The sequence below is a fragment of the Bacillus sp. JJ664 genome (assembly GCF_036962205.1).
Classification (GTDB): domain Bacteria; phylum Bacillota; class Bacilli; order Bacillales; family Bacillaceae_G; genus Gottfriedia.
Genome location: NZ_JBALMS010000212.1, coordinates 1 through 2,126, shown reverse-complemented (window position 1 = coordinate 2,126; position 2,126 = coordinate 1). Strand labels below are relative to the sequence as shown.

At 28.0% G+C, this 2,126-nt stretch carries 1 protein-coding gene; it reads right to left on the bottom strand.

What is annotated here, in order from left to right; all coding sequences use genetic code 11:
• Positions 1-53: 53 nt before the first annotated feature.
• Positions 54-1,991 (bottom strand): AAA family ATPase, encoded by a 1,938-nt coding sequence (locus V7056_RS20310; RefSeq protein WP_499704199.1) that lies wholly within the window; start codon positions 1,989-1,991, stop codon positions 54-56.
• Positions 1,992-2,126 lie beyond the last annotated feature (135 nt).

The window sequence follows — 2,126 nt, the reverse complement described above, 5'->3', positions numbered from 1 at the left end:
TTGTTTATCATTTAGATTTAATGGTTGTGGAACTATGCTTCTATTAACAAATATCATTGAAACTTGTCCCTTTCAAAATCCATTATTGTTTGATTAATTATATCTATTAATTGTTGATCTGTTTTACCTGATAATGCATTTTTCTCATGAGCGATATAGATATCAATTGCTTCATAAAACATTCTTTCTCTCATTGTAGACCCTAGTTTTTTATAATTTTCCAATTCACCACGAAGAGTATTTAGTCTTTTTTTCTGATCTTCGTTTAATTCCATTTTTGATAATAATAAATAATACTCATTAAATATTTTGTTTATTTCAGGCATAGTATCATATAACCCAAAAAACTTCGACGTTAACAACTGATCAATTTTTAGTCCTTCTTGTGAAGGAAGATCTTGAAAAACGTATGTTTCTTTGTCCTCATCCTCTAACATCACTGAAATTTCTCCTCTAAGTAATCCCCTTAAAGTTAGAGGATTATGTGAGGTAACAATAAATTGAATTTTTGGAAATGCACTTCTAAGTCTACTTATAATCTGGATGTTCCATCGAGGATGGAGGTGTGCGTCTAATTCATCAATTAAAACTATTCCTTCAGCATCAAAATTTCTCCACCTATTCTTCATAACCATCATAATATCAGTGACTAAAGCTATAATTGTCTGATATCCATCACTTAAATCTTCAATTGAAGAGATAGAATTATTAATCATAAAAAAAATTTTATTACTTCTACGGATCACTTTAAAATCGTCTATAAACATAGACTCTATTGCTTTTTTTACAATAGCAAAATCTCTTTCATCAATCATACATAAATACTTTTGAACATTTACTAGTGCTACAAAAGGATTAAATAAATTTTCCACTCTTGCCCAAGAAATTACATTTTTTTGTCTGGCATGTGCTCGTGGTAATAATCTAGTAGAACCATAAGCTAATAGCAAAACTTTTGGCTCTTCATGATTTTGTCCAAAAAAAAGTGTAGAATGCTTATTAAAGTTTAAAACAACAGGCTCTCTCATACCTGTTAATTTAATTTTAATGTATCCTTCATTTGTTCCCTGTTTTAAATAATCACTTGCCTTGTTTTTCATAATTTTATTTCTGATTTTAACACCCATTAATGTTAATGCAATTGCTTGTAAAACAGAACTTTTACCAATTCCATTTTCACCCAGTAACATCGACCATGGTGCATTTTTAGAGAAACTGTTAAATTCCAAATGAATATAGTCTAAGTTTTTAAAGTTTTTTAATTCGATCCACTCAATAAAACGTTGTTTAATATAGTATTTATTTAAATCTTCTTGGTTTTCAATACTAAAATCATCCAAATTTCGTAATTTTACAGACTGATATTTTTTAACAGATCTAATATTGAATTGCTCAACGCTTCTCATTTCAACATTATTCTCTTCTATTGCATAATCTTTTATTAAAGCTAACGATCTTATTTCGTTCCAATAAGAATTTCGCTCTTCTGCCGCCCATCTAGCGATCATATATCTTTTAATACCTGCATATGATAATTCATTTATTGAATTCAATATTTCACTTTTAATTAAATGATTGTTAATATCTGAATTTATAAAACTATTAATTTTTGATTTAAGTTCTTCAAGGCTTGCACGTCTACGAATAACCAAGGATTCTCTATTAAGATTTAATATGTCGATTGTAATTCTACCTTTTAATGTATTAGAATACATACCTCCAAATTCATCATAAAAAAAATGCCTTTCAGGAAAATCCCTACACGGATCTATTAATAAACGTTTTTCTTGATTCAATTCAACTCCTTTAGCTCCGATAGAACAAACATCACCGACTATTGGAAATCTATTGCTTTTTGCGCGACTACACTCAACGCAAAGAACTAGTAAATTTTCCCATTCTTTATTTAACCATTGATAATGTTCAGGATAAAATTTCCCATTGTAAACATTTAACGATCCTTGTGAAGGTCTAAAATTTTCTAATATCAATGGAACAATATTAAAAGGTGTTTCACAGTATACACATTTGTTATTAAAATAATTATATAACTCTTTAAAACTTTTAGAGTTATAATCTTCATCTAATGATATTTCTTTTCTTTCTTTAATTATTTCATAATATAC